This window comes from Spirillospora sp. NPDC049652, assembly GCF_040675125.1.
Classification (GTDB): domain Bacteria; phylum Actinomycetota; class Actinomycetes; order Streptosporangiales; family Streptosporangiaceae; genus Spirillospora.
This window is the reverse complement of the sequence record NZ_JBFAOF010000017.1, coordinates 1-27,000: the sequence shown is the minus strand read 5'-3', so window position 1 is coordinate 27,000 and position 27,000 is coordinate 1. Positions and strand designations below refer to the sequence as shown.

Sequence of the window (27,000 nt, the reverse complement as noted above, 5' to 3'; positions counted from 1 at the left end):
CAGACGGCGGTGCTGCCGCTGCTCGGCCGGCTCACGGCCGCGCTGGACGCCCCGCTGACCTCCGTGGCCTGGGCGTTCACGGTGAGCCTGCTGGTCGGGGCGGTCGCCACCCCGCTGCTCGGCCGGATGGGGGACCTGTACGGGCGGCGGCGGATGCTGCTCGTCGCGATGGGCGCGCTCGTCGCGGGGTCGGTGCTCGGCGCCCTGTCCACGTCGCTGGCCATGCTGATCGTCGCGCGCGTCCTGCAGGGGGTGTCGATGGCGGTGCTGCCGCTCACGGTCGGGATCGTCCGCGGCCTCCTGCCGCGCGAGAAGCTGCCGACCGGGCTCGGCGTGGTGTCGGCGACGATGGGTGTCGGGGTCGGCGGCGGGCTCGTCCTGGCCGGGGCCGTCGCGCGGTACACCGACGGGTACCGCCCGGTGTTCTGGGTGATCGCGGGGCTCGCGGCCGTCGCGACGGCGGTGGTGGCCCTCGTCGTGCGTGACGAGGCGTCGCCTGTTCGGGGGCGTCTCGACGTCCCCGGGGCCGCGCTGCTCGGCGGGCTGCTCGTCAGCCTGCTCCTCGGGATCGGCCAGGGGCGCGCCTGGGGGTGGACGTCCGGTCGCGTCCTCGGGCTGTTCGCCGCGACGGTGGTGCTCGGCGCGCTCTGGGTCGTGGTGGAGCGGCGCGCCGCCGAGCCGCTGGTGGACATCGCGATGCTCACGCATCGGGGCACGATCGGCGCGAGCGTCGCGTCGATGCTGCTCGGATTCGCCCTCTACGGGGGCTTCACGCTCATCCCCAACTTCGTGCAGACGCCGGCGCGGGCGGGGTACGGGTTCGGGGCGTCCGTGCTCGCGGCCGGGTTGTTCCTGCTGCCGACCACGCTGGTGATGATCGTGGTGTCCATGCGGGCGGGCTGGCTGATGCGGCGGGTCCCGGCGGCCGGGCTCGTCGCCGCGGGGTCGGCGTTGACGGCGTTCGCGATCGGCTGGCTCGCGGTCTTCCACGGCCACCGGTGGGACGTGTACGGCGCGGCGCTCCTGCTGGGGGCCGGGGTCGGGCTGGCGTTCGCGGCGCTCGGCACGATGGCGGTCGAGCACGTCCGGCCGGAGCAGACGGCTGTGGCGAGCGCGGTGAACAGCCTGGTCAGGCTGGTCGGCGGGGCCGTGGCCGGGGCGGTCACCCCGGCGCTGCTGGCCCGGGACACGCTGCCGCACACGACCGTTCCGACCGAGCACGCCTACGCGACCGGGTTCGCGCTCGGCGGCGGCGTCGCGCTGCTGGCCGCCGTCGCGGCGCTGGCCTTCCACCTGTTCACGCGGGCAAGGGCCTGATCAGGCCGGCGTGACGGCCTGGCATGCGGCGGATCCCGCTACCGGCGACGTTGATGATCGTTGGGACGGAGCCGTATCGGTCGCGCCATCGTCCGATCCCTGTGGAAGTGGTCAAGTGTGCAGGGGGCACGCCGCCGGCTCGGCCGGGGCGCGGCGGGATTGTCCTGGGCGGTTCGTACTCTGCCGGCATGTCGTCCGGGCCCCATCGGGTCGTCGCGCTCGCGGTGCCGCCGCAGTCGCCGTTCGAGCTGGCCAGCATCGCGCAGGTCTTCGGCGTCGCGCATCCGGACGTCCCGGCGCGCTACTCGTTCACGGTGTGCGCCGAGACGCCCGGGCCCGTCCCGACCATCGCGGGCTGCCCGCTGTTCGTCGAGGACGGGCTCGACGCGATGGACGCGGCCGACACGGTGGTCATCGCCGGATGGCCGGATCACGCGGCCCGTCCCTCCGGCGGGCTGGTCGCCGCGCTGCGGCGCGCGCACGCACGCGGCGCGCGGATCGCCGGGCTCTGCTCGGGGGCGTTCGCGCTGGCGGCGACGGGTCTGCTCGACGGGCGGTCGGCCACGACGCACTGGCGGATGGCGGACGAGCTCGCGGACCTGTACCCGAAGGTGGCCGTCCGCCCGGACGAGCTCTACATCGACCACGGCGACGTCGCGACCAGCGCCGGGACGGGCGCGGCCGTCGACCTGGCGCTGGCGCTCGTCCGGCGGGACCTCGGTGCGGCGCACGCCGCCGAGATCGCCCGGCACATGGTGCTGCCGCCGCACCGGGACGGCGGCCAGCGGCAGTACTCGCGGCTCACGCCGCGGCCCGGGCGGGCCGCCGAGGAGACCCTGGCCTCGGTGATCGCGTGGGCGGAGGCGAACCTCCACCGGCCGATCGGGGTGGAGGACCTGGCGGCCCACGGCGCGGTCTCGCCCCGGACGCTGGCCCGGCTGTTCGAGCGGGGCCTCGGCGTCGCGCCCGGCCGGTGGCTGCTGCGGCGGCGCATCGAGGCGGCCCGCACGCTGCTGGAACGGACGGACGCGACCGTCGAGGACGTCGCCGCCGCGTGCGGGTTCCCCGACCTGTCCAACTTCCGGCGCCGGTTCGCCGCCGAGACCGGCACGACGCCGGGACGGTACCGGCGCATGTTCTCCACCCCGGGGTGGAGGAACTGAACTCCCGCTCCGCTCCGATTCCCGGACGCCTCGCGCTCCGTAGCTTCGAGGTATGAGCACTGCGGTGAACGTCCTGGTCGTCCTGCTGGTCCTGGGGCTGGTGCTGCGGCGGCAGCTCAGGACGCGGCGGATCGACGAGGCGAGGATGTACACGCTTCCGGCGATCCTCGTGGTCGCCGGCCTCGCGCAGGGCGGGGTGATCGACCACGCGCACGAGGTCCTCAGCGTCGGGCTGCTGGGAGTGGAGGCGGTCGCCGCCCTGCTGCTGGGCGCCCTGCGGGCCGCGACCATGCGGCTGTGGCGCGAGCCGGACGGCTCCCTCTGGCGGCGCGGCGGCGGCCTGACGGTCGCCGCGTGGATCGTGTCGATCGCCGTCCGGGTCGGGCTGATCGGTGTCGCCTACGTGCTCGGGGTCCGGACCGGGTCCGGGAACCTGATCGCGTTCCTCGGCGTGTCCCTGCTGGCCCAGTACGCGATCCTGGACGTGCGGTCCCGCTCGCTGCCGGCGCGGCACACCGGCGTTAACGTCGCGGCATGAGCGAACGTCCGGTGGCACCGACTCGTGATTCCTCCACGGGCTCGCCGTCCGAACCGGCCGGCGAGCCGTCGCCGCCGACCGGAACCTCGGGCCTGTCCGCTGCCGGGGGCAGCACGAAGCTCGGCTGGCTGAAGCGGTACGTGGCGTTCGAGGGTTGGTGGAGCGCCTGTGAGGCGGAGCGGTCCTCCGTCCCCGACGGGCCGCCAGGCGACCGGCTGGGACGGATCTTCGCGCGGAGCGGGCTGCTGATCTGGGGATCCGGGTTCTACCTGCTGGCGGTGGCGAAGTCCGGGCCGCACCCGATGGCGGCGTGGGCAGGGCTGGCCGTGCTGAACCTGCTGGCCATCGGCGGCCTGGCGTGGGGCCTGCTCGGCTTCGCCCGCGACTCCGCCTCCCGGTGGGTGCTGCTGCCACTGGAGATCACCGTCCTGTCCGGGTTCGGCGTGAACCTCATCGAGTCGCACGTCGGCGCGGTGACGCTCTCCTACATCGCGGCCGGCATCGCCGCGGCGCGCCGTCCCGGCAGGGACGGGGCGCTGTTCACGGTCGGGGCCGCCGGGACGCTGGTGGTCTTCCAGGTCGTCGCCGACCACTCGGTGGACATGTGGTCGGTCATGGCGTTCCTCGGCGTCTACGCGGCCGCGCTCGCGCTGCGCGAACGCCGCTGGCGGCGGCGGTCCGAGGCCAACGAGGCGACACTCGCCGAGCGGTCCCGGATGGCGCGGGAGATCCACGACATCCTGGCGCACTCGCTGTCGGCGCAGATCGTCCACCTGGAGGGGGCGCGGCTCCTGCTCGTCCGGGACGGCGAGCGCGAGCGGGTGCTGGAACGGGTCGAACGGGCGCAGCGGCTCGCGCGCACGGGCCTGGAGGAGACCCGGCGCGCCCTGGCCGCGCTGCGCGGCGAAGCACCGCCGCTGGACGAGGCGCTCGCCGAACTCGCCGACGAGTTCCACGCGGTCACGGGCCGTCCGGCCGATCTGGAGATCACCGGGACGCCGCACGACCTCACCTCGGCCCGGGCCCTGGCGTTCGTCCGGACCGCGCAGGAGGCGCTCACCAACGTCCGCAAGCACGCGCCCGGCGCGTCCGTGCGGATCCGCCTCGACCACCTGCCGGACGCCGTCGAGCTCACCGTCGCCGACACCGGCGGCACCGAGGAGCCCGTCGCCGCGCCCGGCGGCGGGTACGGCCTGGTCGGCATGCGGGAGCGCGCCGAGCTGGTAGGTGGGACCCTGGAGGCAGGACCGGAGGGCGAGGGCTTCCGGGTGGCGCTGCGGATACGAGTGTGACGGACGAACGAGTGACGCGGGTCGTCGTCGTGGACGACCAGACGGTGGTGCGGGAGGGACTGGTGCTCCTGCTCGAACTGCTGCCGGGCCTGGAGGTCGCGGGCTCGGCCTCCGACGGCGCGGAGGCGCTGGACCTGGTCGCGCGGGTCTCGCCCGACGTCGTCCTCATGGACCTGCGCATGCCCCGCATGGACGGGGTGGAGGCGACCGCGAGGATGCGCGAGCTGCATCCCGAGGTCGAGGTCGTCGTGCTGACCACCTACGCCGACGACGAGTCCATCTTCGCGGCGCTGCGCGCCGGCGCCCGCGGCTACCTCACCAAGGACGCCGGCGCCGACGAGATCGCCCGCGCGGTCGAGGCGGTGCGCGGCGGGCACGCGCAGCTCGACCCCGCCATCCAGCGCCGCCTGGTGGACGCGGTCACGGCGGGGGAGCCGAAGCCGAAGTCGCGCGGCCGCGGTCTCCCGGACGGCCTGACCCGCCGCGAGGCGGAGGTGCTGACGCTGATCGCGCGCGGACGCTCCAACGCCGAGATCGCCCGCGAGCTGTTCATCAGCGAGGCCACGGTGAAGACCCACATCAACAACCTGTTCGCGAAGGCGAACCTCCGCGATCGCGCCCAGGCCGTCACCTACGCCTTCCGCAACGGCCTGGCCCGCGAGGTCGACTGAGCCGCCCGAGCCGCCCGAGCCGCCCGAGGCGGCCGTCAGGCGCCGCGCCGCTGGAGCAGGCGCACGGCGAGGACCAGCAGCACGAGCGCCACTCCCGCGAAGATCGAGAACTCGATGAGCTGGAACGTCCAGAACCGGCCGGCCGGCTGGTAGACCGTCCTGAGATGCAGGCCGAGGCCGCGCAGATAGGCGTCGGGGTCGTGCGTCGCCTGGGCCTGGGTCTGCACGCGCACCTCCTCGGCGGCCGTGAGGGTGCGCCCGGAACCGTCCACCAGGTGGTAGCCGAGCGTCCAGCCGGGCCTACCGGGGACGACCGGAACCGACGTCGGCCCGAGGGTGCGCTGGAAAGCCGGCGCGGACAGCCTGCTCGCGGGGGTCTGGAAGCGTTCCCGGAGCCAGAACTCGACCGGCATCCGGACGGCCATGAACCCGGCGAACGCCACCACGATCGCCGGGACCGTGCGCCGCAGAAGCAGCCCGGCCAGGACGCCCAGCGCGAACGCGAACAGCGTGTACCCGGTGAGCGACAGCCCTTCGAGGTCGAACGCGCCGGGTGCGAACCGTCCAGAGACCTCGTCCACGGGCGCGCGGAACCAGGTGAAGATCTGGGAGAGCGTCAGGCAGACCGCGGTGATGCCGGCGCCGACCAGGAGGACGCGCTGCGTGAGCCACCGGCCGCGCGGGACGGACTGCGTCCACGCCAGCCGCCACGTGCCCTGCTCGTACTCGCGTCCGAGCACGCCCGCGCCGACGATCGCACCGATCAGGCCCGGGATCGGGCTGAACCAGGTGGCCAGGTGGTTCGCGATCTGGTTGAACTCCTGGAGGAACGCGTGCATCGTCGTCTGGCACGGCTCGCCGCCGGTGTCGCGCGCCAGGCACGCCCCGACCCCGTGCGACGAGAACGATCCGCGCACCGCCTCGCCGTAAGGCAGGAAGACCGCCGCGACCAGCGCCACGAGCGCCAGGCCCGCGTACACCTGCGTCCGGTGCAATCGCCACGTCAACCAGATCACCGCGTCACCACCGGCTTCTCGAGATAGGCGAGGATCAACTCCTCCAGGCCCACGTGATGCTCCTGCCATACCGGATGCAGTTCCGCCTCCGCGCCCGTCCGGACGAGCAGGTCGCTGTGCCGTCCGCTGTGCACGGCCCTGACCACGCCCGGCATGTCCGCCGCCGCCTCCCGCGGCCCGCTGATCATCCGGTGCGCGGCGAGGACGTCCTCGATCGCCCCGTCCAGCCGGACGGTCCCCTGGTCCAGCAGCACCAGCCGGTCGCAGACGGCCTCGAGGTCGGCGATGACGTGCGAGGACAGCAGCACGGTCACGCCGTCCTCAGCGACGGCCGACATGAGCGTCCGGGTGAAGTCCCGGCGCGCGACCGGATCGAGGTTCGCGAGCGGCTCGTCCAGGACCAGCAGCATCGGCCGTTTCGCCAGCGCGAGCGCCAGCGAGACCTGCGCCTGCTGCCCGCCCGACAGCGCCCCCGCCCGCCGCTTCAGCGGGATCCCCAGCCCGTCGAGCCGAAGTTCGGCGAGGCCCTGGTCGAAACCGGGGTTGAGCGCCCGTCCCATCCGCAGCAACTCGGCGACGGTCATCCCCCGGTACAGCGGATGTTCCTGGGCGACGAACCCGACCCGCGCCAGGGCCCGGGCCGACCCGCTGTCCGCCGCCTCGCCGAACACCCGCACACACCCCTCGGACGGACGCAGCAGTCCGCACACCAGGTGCATCAGCGTGGTCTTCCCGGCGCCGTTCGGCCCCACGAGCGCGACGACCGCCCCGGCGGGAAGGCTCACCGAGCAGTCCCGCAGGGCCCAGGACCGTCCGAACCGCATCCCGAGCCGCTCGGTCTCCAGTGCCGCCGCCGGAGTCGGCGCCGCCGTCATGCGACGCCCTCCGCCCGGACGTCGTTCCAGACGGTCGTGATCAACGCGGTGACCGTCTCCTCGTCCAACCCGGCCGTCCGCGCGTCCCGCACCCACCGCTCCAGGGACCGCCGCAGCCGCGCGTAGTCCGCCGGCGCCACCGCCTCCACCTCCGCCGTGACGAACGTCCCCTGCCCGGGCTTCGCCGCGACGATCCCCTCGTTCTCCAGCTGCCGGTACGCCTTCACGACCGTGTTCGGGTTGATCGTGAGGCCCCCGACCACCTCCTTCACGGTCGGCAACTGATCTCCGTGCCGCAGATACCCGAGCAGCAGCGCCTGCCGCACCTGCTGCACCAGCTGCAGATACGGAGGCACCCCGCTCCGCCCGTCCAACCGGAACCGAAACACTCGAAAACACCGTTCCACTATGATGTTAGTGAAACGGTAGATCTCGTCTCTCGCCCTCGTCAACCCCTCCAATGCGTGTGACCGATAGGTCACCGTCTGTAGTGTCGTGCGGGTGGCGAAACCCCCTCACGAGGCGCTGCACCGGATCTTCCGGCAGGATCCGATGCTCTTCGTACGAGCCCTCAAGAACCATGTCGGCGTCGACTTTCCGAGCGTCCGGACGGTGACCGAGATCGACCCGACCCATATCGATCACCTCGTGGTCAAGGGCGAGAGCGACACCGTCCTGATGGCGGAGCTGGAAGGGCCGGGCGGCCTGCGGCACGCGGTCATCATCGAGGCGCAGCAGCGCGTCGACTGGGACAAGCACCACAGCTGGCCCCACTACATCGGCCACCTGCGCAAGAAATACCGGTGCGAGGTGACACTGATCGTCGTCTGCAGCGACGAGGAGACGGCCGAGTGGGCGCGCACACCGTTCCACATCGGGCTGGCCGATCGGCCCTGCGCCTCGTACTACCCGATCGCGATCGGGCCGGGCGACGTCGATCTGTTCACCAGCGCGGCCGAATTCCTCGCCGACCCGCTGTCCGGGACGTTCGCCGTCCTGACCCATGCGAGATCTTCGGGGACGGCGGGCATAATGAAGGAGCTGGGAGAGGCGCTGAACGAGCTGGACGCGCCCACTGCCGAGACGCTCGCCAAGTTCATCGACGCGGGTCTGCTGAGGACCCTCTCCTACCGATCATGGAGTCACGTGATGAGTACGGTGGTCCACCACAAGTCACCGCTCTTCGACACCCTGCGCGCTCAGAGCCGCTCCGAGGGGGTGGCCGAGGGTGTGGCCGCAGGGGAGCTGGCGGAGGCGCGGCGGAAGCTGCTGCGGGTGCTCGGGAAGCGGCGGCTCGACGTGCCGGACGCGGCGCGGGAGCGGATCTCCTCGTGCGGCGACCGGGCCGTGTTGGACGTCTGGTTCGATCGGGCGATCGAGGCCGAGAGCATCGGGGACGTGTTCGGCGACGAGTGATCGCACACCGCGGTCGGACGCCGGGTGCCTCGGGGCACCCGGCGCTTTGTGTCAGAGGGCCGCGATGAGGCGGGCTCTGTGGGTGGCGGGGGAGCCCCAGGCGGTGTGGAGGGCTCGGGCCTTGCGGATCCAGAGGGACGGGGCGTACTCGGCGGTGTAGCCGATGGCGCCGTGGACCTGGAGGGCGGTCTTCGCGGTGCCGTAGGCGGCCTCGGCGGCGGCGATCTTGGCTGCGGACACGTCGCGCGGGAAGTCGGGGGTGCCGTGGGCGAGGGCGGCGGCGTGGATCAGCGGGCGGGCGAACTCCAGGTCGATGACGGCGTCGGCCAGGTGGTGCTTGACGGCCTGGTACTCGCCGATCGGATGGCCGTACTGGTGCCTCGTCTTCGCGTAGTCGACCGAGACCTCCAGGAGGCGGCGGCCGAGGCCCAGGTGCTGGGCGGCGCAGGTGAGGGTGGCCAGGTCGAGGGCCGGTTCGTCCGCCGCGCCGAGTCGCCGGGTCGGGGTGACCTCGAAGAGGCGGCGGGACGGGTCGATGGACGGACGGAGCGCCCTCGCCGGTTCGGCCTCGTAGAGGTCGCCGTCCCGGACGACCAGGACGAGGTCGGCGACGTCGGCGTCGAGGGCGTAGGGCGCGGCCACCGAGACCAGGGCCTCACCCGCGGCGATGCGAGGGAGCCAATGGGTGTCGCCGATCGCTGTCAGGAGGGCCGCCGCGGCGATCGTCTCGACCAGGGGCCCGGGGACGGCGTGGCGGCCCAGTTCGTGCATGGCCGTGACGAGCTCGACGGGGAGCGGGCCCATGCCGTCGTGCTCCTCCGGGACGGCCAGCGCGAAGACGCCCGCCTCGGCCAAGGACGTCCAGATCCGGCGGCCGGGGGTGTGGTCGCCGGACGCCCAGGCGCGGATCGCGGACGGCGTGTCGGCCTGGTCGAGGAGCTTGTCCAGGCTGGCCGCGAAGAGGCGCTGCTCCTCGGTCGGGACGAACCTCATCGCGCTCCCCTGGGCAGGCCGAGCACGCGCTCGGCGATCACGTTGCGCTGGACCTCGTTGGTGCCCGCGTAGATCGGCCCGGCGAGGGAGAAGACGTAGCCCTCCAGCCAGTCGCCGTCCAGTTCGCCGTCCGGGCCGAGCAGGTCGAGGGCGGTCTCGTGCAGCGCGATGTCGAACTCGGACCAGAAGACCTTGTTCAGGCTCGACTCCGCGCCGATGTCGTCGGTGCGGGAGATCGTCTCGAAGCCCTTGAGGCGGTACGCGCGGGCCTTGAGCCAGGCGTCCGCGACCCGGTCGCGCAGGGCCGTGTCGGACGGGTCGCCGCGGTCGCGCCAGAGCGCGAGGAGGCGGTCGGCGGCGGCGGTGTACCGGCCGGGGGAGCGCAGAGTGAGCCCGCGCTCGTTGCCCGCGGTGCTCATCGCGACCTTCCAGCCGTTGCCGGGGTCGCCGATGACGTCGTCGTCCGGGACGAACACGTCGTCCAGGAAGAGTTCGGCGAACGCGGGCTTGCCGTCGAGGCGTCCGATCGGGCGGATCGTCACGCCGGACGCGTCCAGCGGGAACATCAGGTAGGTCAGGCCGCGGTGCCGCTCGGACGCCGGGTCGGAGCGGAACAGGCCGAACGCCCGGTCCGCGAAGGCGGCGCGTGAGCTCCAGGTCTTCTGGCCGTTCAGCAGCCACCCGCCGTCGGCGCGGGTCGCGGTGGAGCGCAGGGCCGCGAGGTCGCTGCCCGCACCCGGCTCGGACCAGGCCTGCGCCCAGATCACCTCGCCCCGGGCCATCGGCGGCAGGACGCGCCGGAGCTGGTCGGGCGTGCCGTGCTCGAACAGTGTGGGGGCGAGGAGGTTGACGCCGTTCTGCGAGACCCGGCCGGGCGCGCCCGCCGCGTAGTACTCCTCCTCGAAGATCAGCCATTCGAGCGGGGTGGCGTCGCGTCCGCCGAACTCGGCCGGCCAGTTGACCGTCGCGTAGCGGTCCGCGCCGAGCGTCCGCTCCCACGCGCGGTGGGCGGCGAAGCCCTCGGCGGTCTCCAGGGAGGGCAGCGGCTCGGCCGGGACGTGCGCGCGCAGCCAGTCGCGGGCCTCCGCGCGGAACGCCTCCTGGGCGGGCGAGAAGTCGAGATCCATCAGCGGCGGCCTTCACCTTCCGAGGATTCCATCTAACAACTGTTTGGTAGATTACAGCACGCGCGGACGCCGAGGGAGGAGGCCCCCCGGAGCCGCGCCTACGCGCTCGGACCGTCCGTCCGGAACTGCGGGTCGGCCAAGGGGCGGCAATGCTCCGGTCAAATCGACCGGGCGGGACTGATCTTCGGCGCAGCATGGGGACGGCTTCCCCGCCGCGCGACCGAGAGGACGGTCAGGTGCCCAAGAGCTGGATGATCGCCGACTTCCTGCGCCCGTACGCGCAGTGGCGCATCGACCGGGCCGAGGAACGCGACGGCGGGCGCAACGCCCGGGCCGCCATCGGGCTGATCGACGCCGCCGCGTACGCGATGCAGCTGGACGACAGCGACCGGCTCATCGTCCGCCTCGCGGTCGCCGGCTGCTTCTCCTTCGAGCGGTTCAACCCCGGCGTCGAGGGCGAGCGGCTGGTGCGCCGCTGGCACTACGACGGCTTCGAGGGGGCTCCCCGCGACCTGCTCGCCGCCCTCGCCGAGGCGGCCGAGGCCGCCGAGGACGGCGCCGGCCCGGGCGCCGCGCCCCCGCCGCCCCGCGAATCCTCGCGCTGGCGCGCCCTCGACCGCACTTCGCGGCCCCTCGCCGGCAGCCCCTCCCAGGACGCGGATGACGCGGCTGCCTGGTTCGCGGAAGCGGAGGGAAAATGTCCCATGGACGCGCCGAATGCGCGGAATGCGGATGCCCCTGGCGCGCACCCGACGGACCGTGCCCAAACGCACCTCGGCGATGCCGCCGTCGCGCGATTCACAGAAGCCACGGATGCGCATCCGGCGGATAGCGACGCGGACGCAAACTCCGGTGCGGCGGATTCCCGATTGGCCGAGGCGGGCGGTCCGCGTCCCCCGGAGGAGCGCAGTTCTCGCCGCACGGACGGTCCAGGTGTGCGGGGCAAAAGCGGCAAAGGGTGGGCCGTGGACGGCAGGAAAGGTGAGGCGGCGGTCCCGAGGCCGCCCAAGCCCCGGCGTGGCTGAGGCTCGCACGCTCGACGAACCAAGCAAGCGACCGCTCGACAGGCTACCTTGGCGGAGACGGCCCCGCCGAGGAAGGGACGACCATGCCCGACGCCGAGCACATGAAGGCCGCGATGCGCCGCTACGTGGAGCTGTTCAACGCGGGCGACGCCGCCGCCGTCGCGGACCTCTACACCGACGACGCGGTGATCGAGGACCCGGTCGGCAGGCCCGCGACCTCGGGTCGCGCCGCGATCGAGAAGTTCTACACCGACTCGATCGCGACGGGTGTGAAGCTCACCGCGCACGAGGTCTGCGGCTCCTACGGGAACCGCGGCGCCATGCGCTTCTCCGCCGACCTCCCCAACCTGCACATCGACGGCATGGAGGTCATGACGTTCGCCGAGGACGGCAGGGTCACCCGCATGGAGGCGTTCTGGGGCCCCGGCGACTTCCGGACGACCTGACCGCCCGGCCGTCCGGGACCGTCCGGCCGGAGCGTCATTGGACCGCGCCGGAATTCGGTCTCAAGAGTCTGTTTGTCCGAATATGCGGTTCGCGGCGCCCTGCCGCGTCGACGCACGGCTGTCCAGCATGTGGACATGTTCAGCGTTCATCAAGGCAGCGCAGCGGACCGTTGGCGGATGATCACACTCTGCCGGTGCATTGGGCGGCGGCGCCCCGCCGGGTATGCCGCCGGACCGAAACAACGACGAGAAGATCCGCGAATTCGGCGCATTCGGGCGTCGGGCGGGATATGCTATAAACGTCTCGAAGGTCACCTTATTGCGAGTGAGCTGACCTACGCGCAGAGCACCGGCCACCTTTCTGCGAGGGTGGCCGGTGTTTCGCTTTGTGGGCGATTTGGGCAGGTTCCAGGCTCGTTTCCCCGGAAGCGGCCCCGGGTAGATCGCCTTCGTGTCGTCCCCCCGAAACGGTAGGAGTCGGGGGGTGAGTTGTGCGGAACGTCGAGGACGACTGGGACGCCCGGGACATCGAGGCGCGGGCGCGGGCGCTCACGCCGGATCTCGTCGCCGAACTCGAGCGGCTCGCGGCCATTCCGTCGATCGCCTTCCCCGGACACCCGCCCGGCGAGGTTCTCCGGGCGCACGACCACGTCGTCCGGATGCTGGCGGAGGCGGGCGTGCGGGACGTCGGCGCGATCCGGCTGCCGGACACGCCGCCGGTGATCACCGGAACGATCCCCGCCCCTGAGGGTGCGCCGACCGTCCTGCTGTACGCGCACTACGACGTCCAGCCGCCCGGGGACGAGTCGTTGTGGCGGTCGCCGCCGTTCGCACCGACGCCGTTCGAGGAGGACGGCGCCCAGGCGATCAGGGCGCGCGGCATCGCCGACGACAAGTCCAACCTGATCGCCCATCTCGGAGCGATCCGGGCGTGGGACGGCCGACCGCCGGTGGGGGTCAAGATCGTGTTCGAGGGCGCGGAGGAGTGGGGCAGCCCGCTCGACGACCATCCGGCCGCCCGTCCCGACGACTTCCGCGCCGACGCCATGGCCATCGCGGACATGGGGAACCTGCGCGCCGGGCAGCCGACGCTGACGGTCGCGCTGCGCGGTGTCGCCGACGTCGTCGTGGAGGTCCGGACGCTCGAAGGGGCCAAGCACAGCGGGAACTTCGGCGGGCCGGCGCCGGACGCCATGCTCGCGCTCGTCCGCGCCCTGGCGAGCCTGCACGACGACAACGGGGACGTCGCGGTCGAGGGCCTTCGGCGCGAGCCGTGGACCGGAGCGACCTACACCGACGTGGAGTTCAGCGAGGCCGCCGGGGTCGAGCCGGGGATGCCGCTGCTCGGCACCGGCACGCTCGGGGAGCGCCTGTGGTCGGGGCCCGCCATCACCGTCACGGGGATCGACGCGGTCCCGGTGGACAAGGCGGCCGGAGCCTGCGTCCCCTACGCGCGCGCCAAGATCAACCTGAGGATCCATCCCGGGCAGCCCGCCACGGAGGCCCGGGCAGCGCTGATCCGGCACCTGGAGGCGCAGCGGCCGTTCGGCATCCCGCTCACCGTCTCGGTCGCGGGCGAGGCGGGCGACGGATACCGGGCGGGGAGGGACGGTCCGGCGATGGAGGCGATGACCGCCGCGATGCGCGCCGCCTACGGGACCGATCCGGTGCGGATGGCCGCCGGGGGCGCGATTCCGCTGGTCAGCTCGCTGCACAAGGCCGTCCCGGACGCGGAGGTGCTGCTGTTCGGCGCGCAGGACGGCAAGTGCGAGCTGCACGCGCCGAACGAACGCGTCCTGGTGTCCGAGCTGGAGAACACGGTCGTGACGGAGGCCCTGTTCTTCGCCGAGTTCGCCGCCCGCTGGGCGAACGACGTGACGACTTCGGCGGGACCGCCATGAGCCGCGAACCGGTCGCGTCGGCGCTCGTCCTCTTCGGGATCACCGGGGACCTGGCGCGCAGGTCGCTGCTGCCCGCGCTGTACCGGCTGGCCGAGCGCGGACGGCTGAACGTCCCGGTGATCGGGGTGACGCGCCGCGCGTGGACCGACGACGACCTGCGCGCCCACGCCCGCGCCTCGCTCGGGGACGACCTGGACGAGTCGGTCTTCGGCGGGCTCGCGTCCCGGCTCAGTGTGGTGGACGGCGACCTCACCGACCCCGGGACCTACCGCCGCCTCTGCGACGCCGTCGCGGACGCGCCGTTCGTCACGCACTACATGGCCACCCCGCCGACCCAGTTCAGGACCATCGCCGAGCAGCTCGCCCGCGCCGGCCTCAACCGCGACGCCCGCCTGGTCGTCGAGAAACCGTACGGGCACGACCAGGCGTCCGCCCGCGCCCTGGACGAGGAGCTGCGCCGCGCGTTCGGCGACGAGGCCCTCTTCCGCGTCGACCACTACCTCGGGTCGGAGTCCGTCCGGGGGATCTCCGTCGCGCGGTTCGCCAACCCGATCATCGAGGCGCTGCTGAACCGCGAGCACGTGGAGTCCATCCAGCTCACGATGGCGGAGGACTTCGACGTCGCCGACCGGGGCACCTTCTACGACCCGACCGGCGCGATCCGCGACGTGTTCCAGAACCACCTGCTGCAGATCCTCGCGCTGCTCACCATGGACCCGCCGTCCTGCCGGGACGCCCTGGCCGAGAACGTCGCGAAGTGGGAGCTGCTGCGCGCCGTCCGCGCCATCGAGCCGTCCGAGACGGTGCGCGGCCAGTACGACGGATACCAGCACGTTCCCGGCGTGCATCCCGACTCGACGACCGAGACGTTCGTCGCCGCCCGCCTCTGGATCGACAACTGGCGCTGGAAGGACGTCCCGGTCCACGTCCGCACGGGCAAGGCCCTGCCCGTGACGGCCACGGAGGCGATCGTCCGGTTCAAGACGCCGCCGGTCGCCCTGTACGGCCGTCCGGAACCCAACCTGTTCCGCTTCCACCTGCACAAACGGCACGGGCTCGGGCTGGACGTCTCGGTGAACCGGGCCGAGGGCCATCCCGCGCAGACCGCCGCCGTGCCCGTCCACCTCACGCCGATGGTGAGCGCCGACCTGCCGTACGAGCACATCCTGGAGGCGGCGATCGTCGGGGACGCGTCGGCGTTCGCGTCCTTCCCGTTCATCCAGGAGTCCTGGCGCATCGTGTCGAAGATCCTCGACTCGGAGGAACCTCCGCGCCGCTACGTTCCGGGCACGTGGGGGCCGGACTCCGCCGAACGGCTGCCCGGTTCGTCCGGCTGGGCGCGCGTCGCCGGAGCCTGAGCCGTTCCCCCGCGCGGGCCACTCCGCGCAGGGGAGGGGCGGCACCTCGCGGGAGGGAGCCCGGCCGCGCGATTCCCCTCCTCGGGGGGAGGCACGCCGTCCGCAGCGCCTGCGACCTTCGAGTCATCGACTCCCGAGGAGGTCGCATGGCAACCCGGATCACCCTCGCAGCCGCGATCACGGCAGTGACGGCACTCGGCGCCGGAACGGCGTCCGCGTCCTCGCCCGCCCCGGCCCTCAAGGAATCAAGCCTGGTGGGGGATGCCTGGGTGCACTTCCCCGCCGACCCGCAGAACCCGTACCGCCGCTTCGTCGTGAACGTCCACGGCAACCCCTGGCGGCTGGACCACGGCAAACTGGTCGTGGGCGCGGCCACCGGCACCGTGGACATCGACCACTACGCCCAAGGCGAGCACACCTGGGTCAAGCTCAAGGCCGACTACATCATGGCCGCCGGTCCCGTCGCCGTCATCTCCGGCCTGTGGACGGACCAGCGCGACCCCAACAAGCGGCGCGCGACGCTGACCTTCTACCAGTCGCCGCAGGGCCACCGCTTCGACCGCGTCGGCTTCTCGTGGGGCATCGTGAACGAGCAGTGCCAGCAGATGGGCACGGGCCCCGCCCCGTTCAGCCCCGCCGGCCCCGGCCCCGACGGCCACTGGCTGAAGGGCTACACCATCAAAGCCGCCCCGATCACGCTCCCCACCCAGTTCACCCCACCCAACGACCCCCCCGACTGCACCTACGACCACCAGCCCTAACGCTGTGGATGGGGCGTCAGACGGCACGACGAGGGTGCTGGCGGGTGGACGTGAGTCCCGGGCTATGACATGGCGGGCGTCGAGGTTGCGTCGGCGTTCAGCTTCTCTCGCAGGGACGAGGGGCATTCGCCGAGGTGGTTGCGGATCGTCCGGGTCAGGTGGGCGTGGTCGGTGAACCCGTACTCGGCGGCGAGTTCGGCGAGCCGGGTGTCGCGGCCCTGGGCGAGGTCCTCCAGGACCGCCCGCACTCGCAGTTCGTTGCGGTAGGCGGTGATCGTGCGGCCCGTGACCCGGCGGAAGACCCTGCTCAGGTGCTTGGGGGAGGAGCCGACCAGGCCGGCCAGCTCGTCCAGGCCGGTCGTCAGGTGGCCGGAGTTGAGCGCTTCCTGGACCGTGGAGGCGAGGCGGCGGTGGTGTGAGCGCGTCGCCGCCGAACCGTGGGTGTCGCCGGTTCCCGCGGGCGGCTGCGCCAGCAGGACCTCCAGCAGCACGTGGAGACGTTCTTCGATCTCCAGCCGGTCCGCGCCCGCCCCACAGGCGCCGAGGAGTTCCCGGTGCCGCAGGCCGACGGCGGCGCCCACCGGGAACGCCCATTCGCCGTCGCGCCTGCGGGCCAGGGCTCCCGCGTACTCGTCGAACGCGGCGGGAGTGAAGGTGATCGCGGTGAAGGTGTAGTTGTTGCCCATCGGCGAGGCGAACCGCTCCTGGGTCCCGGCGAGATTGACGTAACCGGTCGCGGGATCCAGGAACGATCGCCGGCCGAGGGCCTCACGCAGGAAGCCGCCCCGGTGGAACAGGCAGATCGCATCGATCTCATCGACGGCGGGTTCGTCCCAGCCCGACGGCTCATCGCCGTGGTTGACGACCTGGTCGAGTCTCAGGCCGCTGGAGGACGCCGGAAGCATGCAACTGATCACGGTGCCCACTATCGTCCGGCCGCCCCGCACAGGGAAGAGCGCGACCGGAGGCCCCGGCTCCCCGCTTCGCGGAAATCCGGATCCGCGCCTAGTTGCGGACTTCCTTGTACTCCACGTACTTGGAGTAGGGGGCGGTCAGCACGAAGCTCTTGTACTTGCCCGTCGAGCAGTTGCTCCAGGTGTAGTAGGTGTTCCCGTACACCTTGAGCTTGCGGAATCCCCGCGACACCAGCAGCGTTCGGTGCGGCTTGACCGTGATGGTGTCGGTGAGGGACTTGGTGATGCTGCTCTGCTTCTCCAGGCCGCCGCCGACCTTGACGTTCACCTCGGCGAACACCCACGCCTTGAAGGACACCGAGCCTTCGACGGTGACGTTCCACTTGGTGGTCGCCTGGCGGGTGAGGCTGTAGGTGCGCTGCACGGGGTGGGACGTGCGGTTGATGAGCTCGTCGGGCCGCTCGCCGGTCGACTGCTTGTACTTGACCTTGCGCTGCACCTTGACGGCCCAGCCCGCGTCGCAGTGCGGGCCCGCCGCCCGCACGGCGCCGCGCGCGTCGCCGGGCACGGTGCTGGCGGACGCCGGGACGGCGGCGGTGAGTGCCGTCCCCACGCCCAGGGCGACGGTGAGGACCGTTCTCGACAGGGTCGCTCGCATGGTTCTCCCTACCTCGGTGCGCGACCGGGATCCGATCGCGTCCGGATCAGGATGTCGGCGGGGCCTCGTCGGCGGCTTGTACTTTCGTGCTCAGTCTGTCGCGCGGGGTGTCGGCGACCTAGGCTGCCCTGGTGAGGGAGATCGTGACTTATGTCGTGATGACATCCCGCGACCAGCTCGTCCTGGCGACGCCTGTTCCGGGCCTGGTCTTGGAGCCGCTCGATCTGGAGTCGCCGCTGTTGGCGGACGTCCACACGAGGGTCGGCGCCCCGTACGGCTGGAGGAGCGCGACGCGCACCCGGCAGGAGTGGGCGACGGGATACCAGGACAGGACGTTCTGTCTGCTGTCGTTCGAGCACGACCCGGCCGGCGTCGTCTCCTACGATCTCCACCCTGGTGAGGACGTGGAGATCGCGGCCTTCGGGCTACTGCCGGAGTTCGTGGGCAAGGGCATCGGAGGATACGCGTTGACGCTCGGAATCCAGCGGGCGTGGGAGCTCGTCCCCGAGGTATCCAGGGTCTGGCTGCACACCTCAACGCTGGACCATCCCCGCGCGCTCCCGAACTACCACCGCCGAGGCTTCCGCACCTTCAAGACGGAAGAACGCGAGCGATAGCCAGGTTCAGTTGGCGCGTCGTAGAGGACGGGTGCGATGCGGGAAGCACCGAGGTGATGACGCACCAGCCACCTACAGATCGAGGTCGCCGCGCTTCAGGGTCTCCGTGAACGCCCGCCAAGTGTCGGGCCCGAACGACAACACGGGGCCGGACGTGTCCTTGGAGTCCCGCGCGAAGAGATGCGTTCCGGACGCCGCGACTTCCACGCAGTCAGAGCCGCCGCCCTGCGAGTACGTGCTCTTTCGCCAACTGAGTTCGACAGGGTTCATGCGGGTTCCTTCTTGAGCTCGTCGAGTAGCCGATCGCGGGTCGCCTCGGGGGACAGCGCCACCTCGGCGAGGTGGCCGAAGCGGTCGGTGAACCGGCGCAACTCATCCTTCTCTTCGAGGAATCGGTAGTCGATGGTCGTCTCCAGGTAGACGATGTCACGCTCGGCAGGATCAGTGAAGCCGAGATAGGTGAAGGACTCTCCGGCGCCCGGATAGAGACCGGCGATGGCGGGGATGAGCCGGAGTTCGACGTTCTCCTTGCCCGCCATCTCGACGAGGTGCTTGAGCTGCGTCACTCGTACGTCGTGAGGCCGAAGGCGGGCGATGACGTTCTCGTCGATGACCGCTTGGAGGCGGACAGGGGACTCGGCGCGCGACAGCAGTCGTTGTCGTTCGAGGCGGGCGTTGACGTGGCGCTCGACTTCCGCCGGGTCGTCGATTCCGGCGGTAAGAGTGACCGCCTCGATGTAGCCCTGTGTTTGGAGCAGGCCGGGGACGAAGGTGTTCTGGAAGGTCCTGACGAATGATGCCCCGGCCTCGAAGCCAGGGAACTCGTCCCGGAAGACGTCGTTGTACCGCGACCACCAACCGCGTTGGCGACCTTCGCGGGCGAGGTTGATCAGAGCGTCGCGTTCGGCGCCCTCGATTCCGTACAGCTCGCACAGGTCGGCGACAGCGTCGCTGTTCGGCTCAATCCACTTCGACTTCTCGATGTAGTTGAGCTTGGACGGGCTCCACCGCAGGCGCTTGCAGACCTCGGTGGTCGTCATTCCCACGTTCTTGCGTGCCTGGACGAGCTTCCGGCTCACTGCGCGCTTCTTGATCGTCGGGCTGTACCCGGCGGCGTGGATCTCCGGCATGAGAGTCAGCGTGCCATCACAGGACGTGATCATTCTGGTGAATCCGGAATCAGGAAGCTCTTTTAGATTTTCGATTGAATGGATCATCGACGGATGCCACGCTGAGGCGCGACATGACCACGTTCGGCGATGAAGCCGACGTCAGCGGGGTGGTGATCGGATGGAGAATCCTCCTGGTTCGGCGGATTCGGTCGTTGGGGCGGCGCGGGTTCGGGCGGGGGAGTGTGTGACGTGGGGGCTGCCGCCGGACGCGTCGTGTGCCGCCGTCGCGCGGCGTCACCTGCGCGGGGTCATGTCAGCGCTCGGCCTGGCGGACGAACTCGTGTACGACGCGTCCACGATGGTCTCCGAGTTGGCGGGCAACGTGTTCCTGCACGCGCTGGACGGCGTTCCTCGCGTTCCCGCGCTCGGAGCCCTGCCTGAGCTCTCGGTGTACCGGCGCGGTGAGAAGGCGCAGCTCGTCGCGCAGGTCTTCGACGCGACTCCCTGGAAGGGGGCGTCCCCGTGGACGGCGTCCCGGGCGGGGTTCGACAGCGAGGGCGGGCGGGGGCTCGAGATCGTGGACGCGCTCGCCGCCGAGCATGGAGGGGAGTGGGGCGTCCATCGGAGTCGGGCGCGCCTTGGAGACCCGCACAGGTCGGGCAAGGTCACGTACTTCGCGCTACCGGTAGGCGCGGCCTGGCCGTTTCCGCAGATGGACGTGGGCTGCGCCCTTCGGAAGCTGCAGGCCGCGCTCGTTGCGCGCGGGCTGGGGCCGGTGCATCGGAGTGAGGGGTGGAACATGGGCGTGCTGTCCGTGCGGGCCGAGATCACGGTGTGGGCTCGGCCGCACGGATTCCACCTCACCACTCCCAGCGTCGGGACGACGCGGCACCCTCTGGTCGAGATCACTGAACTGGCGGAGCTCATCGTCCGCTGCAACGAGGATCTGGACGCGGCGGGACGATGAGTGTGGGGCGGGTCAGTCGATGGGGCCGCCGGCCACGTAGATGACCTGGCCTGAGACGAAGCCGGCGTTCGGGCTGGTCAGGTAGGACGCGGTGTGGGCGATGTCCTCGGGGTGGCCCACCCGTCCTACCGGGGTCTTCGCGGCGGCCTGGCGGACGAACTCGTCGAACTCCAGGCCGAGGCGGCGGGCCGAGGCCCGGGTCATGTCGCTGACGATGAAGCCGGGCGCGATGGCGTTGGCGGTGATGCCGTGGCGGCCGAGCTGCAGGGCCAGGGACTTGGTGAAACCGATGAGGCCCGCCTTGGCGCTGCCGTAGTCGACGCGGGCGGCGTCGCCGACCGCGCTGATGCTCGACATGGTGACGACGCGTCCCCAGCCGGCGTCGATCATGTGGGGGACGACGGCGCGGGTGACCAGGAAGGGGCCGCGCAGGTTGACGCCGAGGACCGTGTCCCACTGCTCGGTGGTCATGTCGACCAGTTCCGCGCGCGGGCCCACTCCCGCGTTGTTGACCAGGACGGTGGGTGGTCCGAGTTCGGCGACGGTTCGGGCCACGGCCTCGGTGACCTGGTCTTCCGCGGCGATGTCGGCCGTGATCGGCAGGGCCTTGCCGCCTTCGCGGGTGATGGCCTCGGCGGTGTCGGCGCAGTCGTCCCGGTCGAGGACCGCGACGGCCATGCCGTCCTGGGCGAGGCGTCTGGCCACCGCCGCGCCGATGCCTCGGGCCGCGCCGGTCACGATCGCCACATGAGTGCTGGATGCCATGGGACGAGTTCACGGCATGCGGTGGCGCGGGCCAATCGAGTTAGAGCCGGGCTTAATCCGGCAAGGCGTGTCTCGGCCGGGCGGCCACTCAGAGGCACCCGGCCGAGCACGGGTGCGTCAGTCGACCTCGCCGCCCTGTTCGCCCGCCAGTTCGGCGGCGGCCGTGGCGGAGTCGGCGGGGTCTTCGGGGAGCGGGCCGAGCGGGCCGCCGAACGCGGCGACCGGCTGTGCCAGCGGGTTGCCCGAGCCGTCGCGGCGGCCGATCTCCTCGTCGATGGTGATCGGCTTGCCGTTCGCGGCGGTCGCGCGCAGCGGGGCGACGCCCGCCCACGCCTGGATGAGGACGTCCTCGCCCTTCAGGAACCGGTGCGACCGGACGCCGCCGGTCGCGCGGCCCTTGGCCGGGAAGTCGGCGAAGTCGGAGACCTTGATCGCGCCGTTCTGGGTGCCGGGCAGCGCCGTGGACGACCCGGAGACCGTCACGACCATCGCCTCCCAGTCCGGGGAGAACGCGCCGAACCAGATGACCTTCGCCCCGGCGGCGAGCTTGATGCCGGCCATGCCGCCCGCCGGACGGCCCTGCGGCCGGACCAGCGCGGCGCTGTAGTGCAGCAGCTGCGCGTCGTCGGTCATGAAGACCAGGTGCTGCTCCTCCGACTCCAGCTGGACGGCGCCGACCACGCGGTCGCCGTCCTTCAGCCCGATGACCTCGAACTCGTCGCGGTTGGCGGGGAAGTCGGGGACCACGCGCTTGACCACGCCCTGCTCGGTGCCGAGCGCGAGCCCGCCGCCCGAGTCGTCCAGCGCGGCGAGGCCGACGACCTTCTCGTCCGGGTCGAGGTCGACGTACTCGGTGACCGGCGCGCCGCCCGCCAGCGACGGCGGCGAGGACGTCGGCGGCAGGGTCGGCAGGTCGAGCACGTCCACCTTGATGAGGCGGCCCGCGGAGGTGACCGCGCCGACCTCGCCGCGCGCCGTCGTCCGCACCGCGGAGAGCAGGACGTCGTGCGAGGACCGGGCGCCGCCGGTGGGCAGCGGGTCGGCCGTGGTGGTGCGGGCGAGCAGTCCGGTGGACGACATCAGCACCAGCACCGGGTCGTCGGCGATCTCCAGCGGGACCGCGGCGGCCTCGACCGTGCCGGACGCCTCCATCAGGACGGTGCGGCGCGGCGTGCCGTACTCGGCGGCGACCGCGCCGAGCTCGGTGGAGACGACCCGGCGCAGCTTCTTCTCCGAGTCGAGGATCGCGGTCAGCTCGGCGATCTCGCGGGCGAGCTGCTCCTTCTCCTTCTCCAGTTCGAGCCGGTCGTAGCGGGTGAGGCGGCGCAGCGGGGTGTCCAGGATGTACTGCGCCTGGATCTCCGACAGCTCGAAGATCTGCATCAGCCGCTGCTTGGCCTGCGCCGAGTCGTCCGACTGGCGGATGACCTGGATGACCTCGTCGATGTTCAGCAGCGCGACCAGCAGGCCGTCGACCAGGTGCAGCCGGTCCTCGCGCTTGGTGCGGCGGAACATCGACCGGCGGCGGACGACCTCGATGCGGTGGTCGACGTACACCTGGAGCAGCTCGCGCAGGCCGAGCGTGCGCGGCTGGCCGTCGACGAGGCAGACGTTGTTGATGCCGAAGGTCTCCTCCATCGGCGTCAGCCGGTAGAGGTCGGCGAGCACGGCCTCGGGGTTGAAGCCGTTCTTGATCTCGATGACCAGGCGGAGCCCGACGTTGCGGTCGGTGAGGTCCTTCAGGTCGGCGATGCCGTTGAGCTTCTTCGCCTGGACGAGCTCCTTGATCTTCGCCTTGACCCGCTCCGGGCCGACCGCGTAGGGCAGCTCGGTGACGACGATGCCCTTGCGCCGGGCCGTGACGTTCTCGATCTGGACGGTGGCACGCGTCCGGAAGGTGCCGCGGCCCTTGGCGTAGGCGTCGCGGATGCCGCTGAGGTCGGTGATGCGGCCGCCGGTCGGCAGGTCGGGGCCCGGGACGAACCGCATCAGGTCGTCGAGCGTGGCGTCGGGGTGCGCGAGCAGGTGCCGGGCCGCGGCGACGACCTCGCCGAGGTTGTGCGGGGCCATGTTGGTGGCCATCCCGACCGCGATCCCGGACGCGCCGTTGACCAGCAGGTTCGGGAACGCCGAGGGCAGCACCTCGGGCTCGGTCTCCTGGCCGTCGTAGTTCGGCTTGAAGTCGACGGTGTCCTCGTCGATGGAGGCGACCATCGCCATCGCCGCCCGCGACAGCCGCGCCTCGGTGTACCGCATGGCGGCGGGCATGTCGTCGCCGCCGAGCGAGCCGAAGTTGCCGTGCCCGTCCACCAGCGGGATGCGCATCGCCCACGGCTGCGCCAGGCGGACCATCGCGTCGTAGATCGCGCTGTCGCCGTGCGGGTGCAGCTTGCCCATGACCTCGCCGACGACGCGGGCGCACTTGACGTGCCCGCGGTCGGGGCGCAGGCCCATGTCGTTCATCGAGTACAGGATGCGGCGCTGCACGGGCTTGAGCCCGTCGCGCGCGTCCGGAAGCGCCCGCTGGTAGATCACCGAGTAGGCGTACTCCAGGTACGAGCCGCGCATCTCCTCGGAGACGTCGACGTCGATGATGTTCTCTTCGAAGTCGGGCGGCGGGGGAGGGGCTTGGGATCCACGACGTGCCATGTGAAACATTGTGGACGGTCCCGGGGACAGATTCGCCCGCGACGCCCCCCGGCGCGCCGGATCTAGGAGGATTTCCGCTTGAGCCAGCTCTCCGACTTCCAGAACGAGATCTACCTCAACGGGCTGGCTGACGTGCGGCCCGTCCTGCCGACGGACCTCACCGGCCTGGCGGCGCTCGCCGAGCGGAAACTGTCCGCGACGGCCTACGGGTACCTGACGGGGTCGGCGGGGAGCGAGGCGACCGAGCGCGCCAACCGGGACGCCTTCGACCGCTGGCGGATCATCCCCCGGATGCTGCGCGACGTCGCCGAGCGCGACCTGTCCGTCAACGTCCTCGGCACGCCGATGCCCGCGCCGGTCGTGCTCGCGCCGATCGGCGTCCAGGCGATCCTGCATCCGGACGCCGAGCTCGCGACCGCGCGCGCCGCGGCCTCGACCGGCCTGACGACGATCCTGAGCACGGCCGCGTCCAGCACGATGGAGGACGTCGCGGAGGCCGGCGGATCGGGGCCGCGCTGGTACCAGCTGTACTGGCCGAAGGACCGCGAGCTCGCCGCCAGCTTCCTCGAACGCGCTCGGGCCGCCGGGTACACGGCGCTGGTCGTCACGCTCGACACGTTCACGCTGGCCTGGCGGCCGCGCGACCTCGACCAGGCGTACCTGCCGTTCCTGCGCGGGATCGGTGTCGCGAACTACTTCAGCGACCCGGTCTTCCAGAAGGCGGTGGGCGGGCCCGTCACCGACGCGAACCGGCAGACCGCGCTGCTGCACTGGATCGGCCAGTTCGGAAACCCGTCCTTGACCTGGGACGACCTGGCGTTCCTGCGCGAGCACTGGGACGGTCCGATCGCGCTGAAGGGGATCCAGCACCCGGACGACGCCCGGCGCGCCCTGGACGCGGGGATGGACGGCGTGATCGTCTCCAACCACGGCGGACGCCAGGTGGACGGCGCGATCGCCTCCCTGGACGCACTGCCGCTGGTGGTGGACGCCGTCGGCGGCCGGATGAGCGTCCTGTTCGACAGCGGCATCCGGACGGGCGCGGACGTCGCGAAGGCCCTCGCTCTGGGTGCGCAGGCTGTTCTGCTCGGGCGTCCCTATGCGTACGGGCTCGCGCTGGGTGGCGAGGACGGTGTGCGGCATGTGCTGCGCTGCATCCAGGCCGAGCTGGAGCTGACCATGGCGTTGTCCGGGCACCGCACGATTTCCGAGCTCAACCTCGAATCCCTCGTGCGCGCCTGACATTTGTCATGGGTGGTCGCTGAAAACCTCATGGACGCTTCCTGACGCCCGTGACTGCACGCCGGGCCGTCCGGTGCGCAGCATGGGATACATGAGGCCGTCGGTTGTCGAGATTCGGGATCTGCACATCCAGGCTCGCCATGAGACGCGGGGGAAGGTCTCGCTCAGCCTGGGGCGGGGCGAGGTGCACGCCGTCCTCGGGGGGCACGGCGCGGGCAAGACCACGCTGCTGGAAACGGTCGCCGGGCTCCGGCCTCCCGCCTCGGGATCGGTCGAGACCGGCGCAGGCGGGCCGGCGGTCGTGTGGCGCGAGGGCGGCCTGTTCCCGGGGCTGACCGTCGCGGAGGTCGTGGACGCCTGGCGCCGCTGGACCCTCGACCCGCTCACCCGCTCCGAGGCGCTCCGCCTGACCGGCCTCACCGATCGCGCGTCCGTCACGTTCGAACGGCTGGACGCCGCCGAACGCCGCCTCCTGGACCTGACGCTCGCCCTGGTCGGACGCTCCGACCTGCTCCTGCTGGACGAACCGTTCACCGGGCTGGACGCGCTCTCGGCGGCGCGCGTCCGGACCGTCCTGCGGTTTCTGGCGGACAGCGGCACCGCCGTCCTGTTCACCACGCGCGACATCGACGAGGCCTGCCGGGCCGACCGCGTCACCGTCCTGGACGCCCGCCTCCCGTCGGCCGCGCGGGCGGGGCGCGCGGCCTGAACGGGCGGCGGCGGGCGGCGGCATGGCGGGAGTCGCCGTACGCTGAGCGCGTGGTGCAGCCCCGGATCCCGCGCGCTCCGGTCATCGCCGCGATCATCGTGGCGCTGACCTCGGTGTCGCTCGCCGGTCTGCTGCTCCCGGCCCTGTGGGACGAGGCGTTCGTACGCCGTGACGCCGTCCGGTTCGTCCCGGCGCTGGTCGCGGTCGCGGCCGTGTGCGGGCTCTACGGACGGCTCCTGTGGCTGAACCTGACGCGGCGCACCTCGCCCGTCCACCGCCTCGGACTCGCCGTGATCACGCTGCTGAGCTGGGCTCTGCCCGCGCTGCTCGGCGTGGACACCGGGTGGGGGAACGCGCTGCTCGTCCCGGCCGGGCTGATCGCGGTGGTGCTCCCGCTCCGGCAGGCGGTCGGCGTGGCCGCGGCCGGGACGGTCGCCGGGGCGGCCTACGGGCTCGTGCTCGGGATGCGGCCCCTCGCCGTCCTGTACCAGCTGGTGGCGTTCCCGATGGTCGTGTTCTCCGGGTACATCACGGTCTGGCTGTTCCATGTCGTCCAGGAGCTGCGGGAGGCGCGGGCCGAGCTGGCCCGCTCCGCCGTGGGCGAGGAACGCCTGCGTTTCGCGCGGGACCTGCACGACGTCCTCGGGCACAGCCTCCAGGCTGTGGCCCTGCGCGCCGAGGTCGCCGAGCGGTTCGCCGACCGGGACCCCGCGCGCGTGCGCAAGGAGCTGGCCGAGATCCAGACGATGGCACGGGACGCGGTCCGGGACGTCCGGGAGGTCGTGCGGGGCTACCGCGCCACGTCGCTGCGGACGGAACTGGACGGCATGTCCGCCGTCCTGCGCGCCGCCGGGATCTCCTGCGACCGGCCCGAGGTGCCCGCCGACTTGCCCGCCGACGTGCACGAACCGCTCGGCTGGGTGGTCCGCGAGGCCGCGACCAACATCCTGCGCCACTCCTCGGCCACCTGGTGCCGCATCCGTGTGGACGCCGGGGACGGAGCGGACGCCGGGGACGGAGCAGGTGCGGCGGCCGGATCGCGCGTGCGGCTGGAGATCGTCAACGACGGCGCGGCGCGCCGGACCGGGGACGGAGCGGCCGGGAGCGGCCTGGCCGGGCTGGCGGAGCGGCTCGCGGCCGCGGGCGGCGAGTTCACCGCCGGGGCCACCGGGGACGGCACGTTCCGGCTGGTCGCGGCCCTGCCGACGGGAGGACCATGATCCGCGTGCTGCTGGCGGACGACCACCTGCTCATCCGCGAGGCGCTCGTCCTGCTGCTGTCGACCGAGGACGGCATCGAGGTCGTCGCGGACGTCGGGCGCGGCGACGAGGCGGTCGAGCGGGCCCTCGCGCTGAAGCCGGACGTGGCCGTCCTGGACATCGACATGCCCGGGATGTCCGGGCTGGACGCGGCCGAGCGGCTCGCCCGCGACCTGCCGTCGTGCCGCCTGGTGATCGTCACCGCGCAC

Annotated in this window: 28 protein-coding genes; 17 read left to right on the top strand and 11 right to left on the bottom strand. The window is 72.0% G+C overall.

Going from position 1 to position 27,000, the window contains the following annotated elements; all coding sequences use genetic code 11:
* From AB0J52_RS02855 to AB0J52_RS02835, 5 genes are all read left to right on the top strand, one after another.
* On the top strand, nt 1–1,317 hold a 1,317-nt coding region (locus AB0J52_RS02855; RefSeq protein WP_500179845.1), incomplete at its 5' end, for an MFS transporter.
* A gap of 188 nt (nt 1,318–1,505) precedes the next feature.
* Nucleotides 1,506–2,480: a GlxA family transcriptional regulator gene (locus AB0J52_RS02850; protein WP_500179844.1), complete on the top strand. Its 975-nt coding sequence runs from the start codon at nt 1,506–1,508 to the stop codon at nt 2,478–2,480.
* Nucleotides 2,481–2,532: 52 nt separating this feature from the next.
* Nucleotides 2,533–3,018: a hypothetical protein gene (locus AB0J52_RS02845; RefSeq protein ID WP_500179843.1), complete on the top strand. Its 486-nt coding sequence runs from the start codon at nt 2,533–2,535 to the stop codon at nt 3,016–3,018.
* The gene (locus AB0J52_RS02840; protein ID WP_500179842.1) at nt 3,015–4,310 is read left to right on the top strand and encodes a sensor histidine kinase; all 1,296 of its coding nucleotides are present in this window, start codon (nt 3,015–3,017) and stop codon (nt 4,308–4,310) included. The genes AB0J52_RS02845 and AB0J52_RS02840 overlap by 4 nt, the downstream gene beginning before the upstream one ends.
* Entirely contained in the window at nt 4,307–4,981 is a 675-nt protein-coding gene (locus AB0J52_RS02835) for a response regulator (RefSeq protein WP_500179841.1), read from the top strand. The genes AB0J52_RS02840 and AB0J52_RS02835 overlap by 4 nt, the downstream gene beginning before the upstream one ends.
* Before the next feature lie 35 nt (nt 4,982–5,016).
* Here AB0J52_RS02835 and AB0J52_RS02830 read toward each other — a convergent pair whose 3' ends face one another.
* The 3 genes from AB0J52_RS02830 to AB0J52_RS02820 are packed head-to-tail and all read right to left on the bottom strand — an operon-like array spanning nt 5,017 to nt 7,228.
* On the bottom strand, nt 5,017–5,997 hold the full coding sequence (locus tag AB0J52_RS02830) for an ABC-2 membrane transporter-related protein (protein WP_500179840.1): 981 nt from the start codon (nt 5,995–5,997) through the stop codon (nt 5,017–5,019).
* Nucleotides 5,994–6,872, bottom strand: a complete 879-nt coding sequence (locus AB0J52_RS02825) for an ABC transporter ATP-binding protein (protein ID WP_500179839.1) — start codon at nt 6,870–6,872, stop codon at nt 5,994–5,996. Before AB0J52_RS02825 ends, AB0J52_RS02830 begins: the two co-directional genes overlap by 4 nt.
* Nucleotides 6,869–7,228 carry a GntR family transcriptional regulator gene (locus AB0J52_RS02820; RefSeq protein ID WP_500179838.1) on the bottom strand — a complete coding sequence of 120 codons (360 nt, stop codon included), beginning with the start codon at nt 7,226–7,228 and terminating at the stop codon, nt 6,869–6,871. Before AB0J52_RS02820 ends, AB0J52_RS02825 begins: the two co-directional genes overlap by 4 nt.
* Before the next feature lie 145 nt (nt 7,229–7,373).
* Between AB0J52_RS02820 and AB0J52_RS02815 the strand changes: the two genes are divergently transcribed.
* Complete coding sequence (locus tag AB0J52_RS02815) at nt 7,374–8,288, top strand: hypothetical protein (protein WP_500179837.1); 915 nt, start codon at nt 7,374–7,376, stop codon at nt 8,286–8,288.
* A 51-nt stretch (nt 8,289–8,339) separates the two neighbouring features.
* Here the strand turns inward: AB0J52_RS02815 and AB0J52_RS02810 are convergent, their stop codons facing one another.
* Both AB0J52_RS02810 and AB0J52_RS02805 read right to left on the bottom strand, forming a co-directional pair.
* Nucleotides 8,340–9,281, bottom strand: a complete 942-nt coding sequence (locus AB0J52_RS02810) for an acyl-CoA dehydrogenase family protein (RefSeq protein WP_500179836.1) — start codon at nt 9,279–9,281, stop codon at nt 8,340–8,342.
* Complete coding sequence (locus tag AB0J52_RS02805) at nt 9,278–10,408, bottom strand: acyl-CoA dehydrogenase family protein (RefSeq protein WP_500179835.1); 1,131 nt, start codon at nt 10,406–10,408, stop codon at nt 9,278–9,280. Before AB0J52_RS02805 ends, AB0J52_RS02810 begins: the two co-directional genes overlap by 4 nt.
* A 236-nt stretch (nt 10,409–10,644) precedes the next feature.
* On the opposite strand from AB0J52_RS02805, the gene AB0J52_RS02800 reads away from it, so the two are divergent.
* The 5 genes from AB0J52_RS02800 (at nt 10,645) to AB0J52_RS02780 (ending at nt 15,899) form a co-directional block, all read left to right on the top strand.
* Complete coding sequence (locus tag AB0J52_RS02800) at nt 10,645–11,433, top strand: hypothetical protein (RefSeq protein ID WP_500179834.1); 789 nt, start codon at nt 10,645–10,647, stop codon at nt 11,431–11,433.
* Nucleotides 11,434–11,516: 83 nt separating this feature from the next.
* Complete coding sequence (locus AB0J52_RS02795; RefSeq protein WP_500179833.1) at nt 11,517–11,879, top strand: nuclear transport factor 2 family protein; 363 nt, start codon at nt 11,517–11,519, stop codon at nt 11,877–11,879.
* Nucleotides 11,880–12,370: 491 nt separating this feature from the next.
* Nucleotides 12,371–13,780: a M20/M25/M40 family metallo-hydrolase gene (locus AB0J52_RS02790; RefSeq protein ID WP_500179832.1), complete on the top strand. Its 1,410-nt coding sequence runs from the start codon at nt 12,371–12,373 to the stop codon at nt 13,778–13,780.
* On the top strand, nt 13,777–15,138 hold the full coding sequence (locus AB0J52_RS02785) for a glucose-6-phosphate dehydrogenase (protein WP_500179831.1): 1,362 nt from the start codon (nt 13,777–13,779) through the stop codon (nt 15,136–15,138). Before AB0J52_RS02790 ends, AB0J52_RS02785 begins: the two co-directional genes overlap by 4 nt.
* Nucleotides 15,139–15,284: 146 nt before the next feature.
* Entirely contained in the window at nt 15,285–15,899 is a 615-nt protein-coding gene (locus AB0J52_RS02780) for a hypothetical protein (RefSeq protein ID WP_500179830.1), read from the top strand.
* Between the two features lie 62 nt (nt 15,900–15,961).
* Here AB0J52_RS02780 and AB0J52_RS02775 read toward each other — a convergent pair whose 3' ends face one another.
* Entirely contained in the window at nt 15,962–16,816 is an 855-nt protein-coding gene (locus AB0J52_RS02775) for an AraC family transcriptional regulator (RefSeq protein ID WP_500179829.1), read from the bottom strand.
* 88 nt (nt 16,817–16,904) lie between these two features.
* Nucleotides 16,905–17,471, bottom strand: a complete 567-nt coding sequence (locus AB0J52_RS02770) for a hypothetical protein (protein WP_500179828.1) — start codon at nt 17,469–17,471, stop codon at nt 16,905–16,907.
* Between the two features lie 131 nt (nt 17,472–17,602).
* On the opposite strand from AB0J52_RS02770, the gene AB0J52_RS02765 reads away from it, so the two are divergent.
* Nucleotides 17,603–18,088, top strand: coding sequence for a GNAT family N-acetyltransferase (locus AB0J52_RS02765; RefSeq protein WP_500179827.1), 486 nt, complete (start codon nt 17,603–17,605; stop codon nt 18,086–18,088).
* 72 nt (nt 18,089–18,160) lie between these two features.
* Here AB0J52_RS02765 and AB0J52_RS02760 read toward each other — a convergent pair whose 3' ends face one another.
* Nucleotides 18,161–18,358, bottom strand: a complete 198-nt coding sequence (locus AB0J52_RS02760) for a DUF397 domain-containing protein (protein ID WP_500179826.1) — start codon at nt 18,356–18,358, stop codon at nt 18,161–18,163.
* Nucleotides 18,355–19,305 carry a helix-turn-helix domain-containing protein gene (locus tag AB0J52_RS02755; RefSeq protein ID WP_500179825.1) on the bottom strand — a complete coding sequence of 317 codons (951 nt, stop codon included), beginning with the start codon at nt 19,303–19,305 and terminating at the stop codon, nt 18,355–18,357. The genes AB0J52_RS02760 and AB0J52_RS02755 overlap by 4 nt, the downstream gene beginning before the upstream one ends.
* A gap of 139 nt (nt 19,306–19,444) precedes the next feature.
* On the opposite strand from AB0J52_RS02755, the gene AB0J52_RS02750 reads away from it, so the two are divergent.
* Nucleotides 19,445–20,167, top strand: coding sequence for an ATP-binding protein (locus tag AB0J52_RS02750; protein WP_500179824.1), 723 nt, complete (start codon nt 19,445–19,447; stop codon nt 20,165–20,167).
* 12 nt (nt 20,168–20,179) lie between these two features.
* On the opposite strand, the gene AB0J52_RS02745 is transcribed toward AB0J52_RS02750, so the two are convergent.
* Together AB0J52_RS02745 and AB0J52_RS02740 are read right to left on the bottom strand one after the other, a co-directional pair.
* Entirely contained in the window at nt 20,180–20,932 is a 753-nt protein-coding gene (locus AB0J52_RS02745) for an SDR family NAD(P)-dependent oxidoreductase (protein ID WP_500179823.1), read from the bottom strand.
* A 117-nt stretch (nt 20,933–21,049) separates the two neighbouring features.
* Nucleotides 21,050–23,581: a DNA gyrase/topoisomerase IV subunit A gene (locus AB0J52_RS02740; protein ID WP_500179822.1), complete on the bottom strand. Its 2,532-nt coding sequence runs from the start codon at nt 23,579–23,581 to the stop codon at nt 21,050–21,052.
* Between the two features lie 78 nt (nt 23,582–23,659).
* On the opposite strand from AB0J52_RS02740, the gene AB0J52_RS02735 reads away from it, so the two are divergent.
* From AB0J52_RS02735 to AB0J52_RS02720, 4 genes are all read left to right on the top strand, one after another.
* Nucleotides 23,660–24,823, top strand: coding sequence for a lactate 2-monooxygenase (locus AB0J52_RS02735; RefSeq protein ID WP_500179821.1), 1,164 nt, complete (start codon nt 23,660–23,662; stop codon nt 24,821–24,823).
* A gap of 91 nt (nt 24,824–24,914) precedes the next feature.
* Nucleotides 24,915–25,532, top strand: a complete 618-nt coding sequence (locus AB0J52_RS02730) for an ATP-binding cassette domain-containing protein (RefSeq protein ID WP_500179820.1) — start codon at nt 24,915–24,917, stop codon at nt 25,530–25,532.
* Between the two features lie 50 nt (nt 25,533–25,582).
* Nucleotides 25,583–26,752 (top strand): sensor histidine kinase, encoded by a 1,170-nt coding sequence (locus tag AB0J52_RS02725; RefSeq protein WP_500179819.1) that lies wholly within the window; start codon nt 25,583–25,585, stop codon nt 26,750–26,752.
* Nucleotides 26,749–27,000, top strand: a 252-nt coding sequence (locus tag AB0J52_RS02720) for a response regulator (RefSeq protein ID WP_500179818.1), incomplete at its 3' end; no start/stop codon positions are given. The genes AB0J52_RS02725 and AB0J52_RS02720, both read left to right, overlap by 4 nt.